Annotated in this window: 1 protein-coding gene; it reads right to left on the bottom strand. The window is 65.8% G+C overall.

Annotation, left to right across the window (positions count from 1 at the left end):
• Window positions 1-307: 307 nt before the first annotated feature.
• Window positions 308-3,597 (bottom strand): DEAD/DEAH box helicase (locus ACESMD_RS12960; protein WP_372613803.1); only part of this gene is annotated, 3,290 nt, incomplete at its 5' end.

The raw sequence follows: 3,597 nt of genomic DNA, 5'->3' as shown, positions 1-3,597 counted from the left end.
GCAACATGCACCTTCACACGCCTGGCTACGAGACGGGGTCTGACCCAAGGGCTGGTCGCGACAACGAGACCCACGGCAACATCTGCCCACCGTAGGCCCGGTAAGCGACAGCGCACCGGGCAGACTACCGCCGTCTACAACCCCTTCGATGCGCTGCTGCTGTTTCAGAAGCGCCAGTTCAGCCCCTACTGGTTCAAGAGCGCTACGCCCACCTTCCTGGTCGAGTTCAAGGTGGTGGAGAATAATTCGTCCACTTCACCAAGAAAATCTTCAGCTCGCAACAAAACCGAGATGTATTCTGAAACGGTTACGCCACCGGCGCGAACAGCAGTGCCAGGTCTTCCTCGTCAAACAGCGGGCCGTCACCTTGGCGCTCAGCCCCGCCCTCCAGGATCGAGGCGGCCAGATCCGCCTTGCGCGCCTGCAGGGCGAGGATGCGCTCCTCCACCGTGCCGGCGCACACCAGCTTGTAGACAAACACCGGGTTCTGCTGGCCCAGGCGGTGGGCACGGCCGGTGGCCTGAGCCTCCACCGCGGGGTTCCACCAGGGGTCGTAATGGATCACCGTGTCCGCCGCGGTGAGGTTAAGGCCGGTGCCACCGGCCTTGAGGCTGATCAAGAACACCGGAATCTCGCCCTGCTGGAAGAGTGCCACCCGCTGGGTGCGGGTCTTGCCGGGCGTATCGCCGGTGAGCGTGGTGTAGGGAATGTTATCGCGCTCCAGGGCCTGGCCAATCAGGCCGAGCATCTCGGTGAACTGCGAGAACACCAGGATGCGCCGCCCCTCCTCGATCATCGGCGGCAGCAGCTCGCGCAGCTGCTCCAGCTTGGCCGAGCGGCGTACCTTCTTCGCGCTATCCAGCTTGACCAGCCGCGGATCACAGCAGACCTGGCGCAGCTTGAGCAGCGCATCGAGCATCACGATGCCGGAACCGGCCAGGCCACGCTCGGCGATGGCCTGCTGTACCCGCTGGTGTTGGGCCAGGCGCAGGCTCTCGTAGAACTCGCGCTGGGTGCCGGTCAGGGTGATCTCGCGACGACTCTCGGTCTTGTCGGGCAATTCCCCCAGCACCTGCTGCTTGGTACGGCGCAGCATGATCGGCGAGATGCGCCGCGAGAGACGTTGGCTCAGCGCGACGTCGCCATCCTTCTCGATGGGGGTGCGGAAGTGCTGGCCGAACCACTGCTGGCTGCCCAACGCTCCCGGGGCCACCGCATCCAGCTGGGCCCAAAGCTCGCCCAGATGGTTCTCCAGCGGCGTGCCGGTCATCGCCAGCGCCCGCCCGGCCTTGAGCTCACGCACGGCCCGCGCTGTCTGACTGGCGGCGTTCTTGATCGCCTGGGCCTCGTCGAGCACCAGCAGGCCGAACGCCATCTCGCGCAGCTGCTCCAGGTCGCGGATCAGCAGCGGATAAGTGGTCACCACCAGGTCGGCCTGGGGCAGCGATTTCTCGATCTGACGCTGGCGCTGGGCCTTGCCACCCTGCAGGGCCAGCACCTCCAGGCCCGGGGCGAAGCGCGCCGCCTCGGCGCACCAGTTGCCCACCAGGCTGGTCGGCGCCACCACCAGCACCGGCCCTTCCAGCGCACCGCGAGCACGCTCGTCGAGCACATGCGCCAACATCTGCACCGTCTTGCCCAGGCCCATGTCATCGGCCAGGATGCCGCCAGTCTCAAGCTCGGAGAGGAAACGCAGCCAGGCCAGGCCGCGGGATTGGTAGTCACGTAGCTCGCCCACAAAGCCTTCCGGCGCCGGCAGGCTGGCCGGCAGTCCCTTGAGCCGCTGGGCCAGCGCCGCCACATCCTCACGTCCCGCCCAGCGCTCATGCTCGGCCAATGGCGCCACCCGCTCAGCGGCGGAGAGGGGCAGCTGCAGCGCCGCCTCCGGATCGGTCTCATCATTCAGCCAGTCGAGAATTGGCGCCAGCAACGAACGCAGGCGAGAAAGCGGCAACACCAGGCGGCGATCCTGGTCCAGCGTTAGCGCCCAGCTGGCCGCTTCAGGTTCGTCGTCTGCAGGCTCCAGCGGGAAGGCCGGGTTCTTGAGCAGCTGACGCAGGATCGGCAGCAGGTTGAGACGCTCCCCCTCCACCTCGATATCCAGTGCGAGATCGAACCAGCCATTGCCGGCCGGCTCGAGTTCGCCGTGCCACGCCTGTGGCGCGAGATAGCGTGGCTCTTGCGGAAATTCGTCGCTGAACTCGACCCGGCAGCCTGCCTGGCGCAGTCGAGTGATCATCTCCCACCACCCCTCGGGCCCCGCCAGATGAGAGGGCCACTCGGCGGCACTGGAAGGGGGGGAGTCGCCGCTGGGCAATAATAACGACCAGGACGGAATATCCAGCTTGGCCGGCACAGCTCCTCGCTCCATCAGCGACTCCAGCGTCACCATCCCCCGCGGCAGGGTCCGGATCTGTGCCGTCTCAGCCTCCTTGTCACGGTACACCGTCACCCGCTGGCCATCCTGGAAGACAGGGTCGATGTCTTTCCAGTGGGCAGTCACTTTGACGCCGCTATAGTCGAAGCCCACCTCGGCGGCGCCCACGCTGATCCATTGCGGTACCAGCACACCGTCGCGATAGGATAGCTGGCCGTTAGCCACCCGCATGGTGACCATGATCCGCGGCGCCACGCCTTCCAGGGTGCGTTCCTCCACCGCCTGAGGGGGAGGCACCTTGCCGGCAAGCGCCGGCGTGTTGCGCAGCCGCTCGCCTAGCCACTCACTCATCTCTGGCGGTAGCGGCGGAGAATAGCGAAGCTGCCTGAGCAGATCTGGAGTTCCCTCCATGCGTCCGAACAGCCCCTTCTCGGGGTCGAGATAGCAGAGCTCGCGGCCGACTCTCACTACCATTGCCTCATCGGAAAGCGTCTCTCGCGGCAGCGTATCGGCCTGCAGATGCTGATTGCCCTCGGCATCGGGATGCCAGCTGAGCGTAAGCTCGCAGTCGGGGCCCTGCTCGAGCCGCGTCCCGGTCTGCTTCTGGTAGAACAGCAGCGGCGGCTCAGCGTCATTCAACAGTGCCCACAGCGCACGGGCCTGGAAGGGCTGAGCAACGATCGTCCAGTGGCGCTGCTGACTGCCCGCCCATTGCGAGTCACGGTTGCCGTGCAGCAGCAGGCTCAGCGCATCCTCCTGGGCTTCGGGCCAACCGTTTGGTGGCGCCGGCATCAAGCCAAGAGGATGCGCCTCGACGGTCTCCGGGGATACCCATCCACTGTGGCGCTTGCTCTGCCGCGAAGGGCGCAGCCACACCGGCAGAACCTTGAGTACCGTCTCCCAGTTGAGGCGAGCAATATCGAGAAACAGCCCCAGCCGATACTCCTCGCCGACGGTTGCACCGGGCGCGGCCACGCTTGCCGAGGTCTCCACCTGCTCAATCCAGGCTTCCCAATCGCGCGTCAGCCGTGACGACTCTCGTGACGACTCTGTTTCGACCAACCGGTTGGCCTGCGGGGCATGATCGCGTTCCATCTGCTCGAGGTAGGTCTGGATCAGCGCCACGGCATGTTTGCAGCCGACGCCCACCGGGCAGTTGCAGGCCGTGAACACCTCGTCACCGGCGCCATCATTCTCCACCGATATCTCGGCGAAATAGT

Source organism: Halomonas sp. (assembly GCF_041689495.1).
GTDB lineage: Bacteria > Pseudomonadota > Gammaproteobacteria > Pseudomonadales > Halomonadaceae > Halomonas.
Note: the sequence above shows the minus strand (reverse complement) of the source record. Positions and strands in the feature narration are given on the sequence as shown.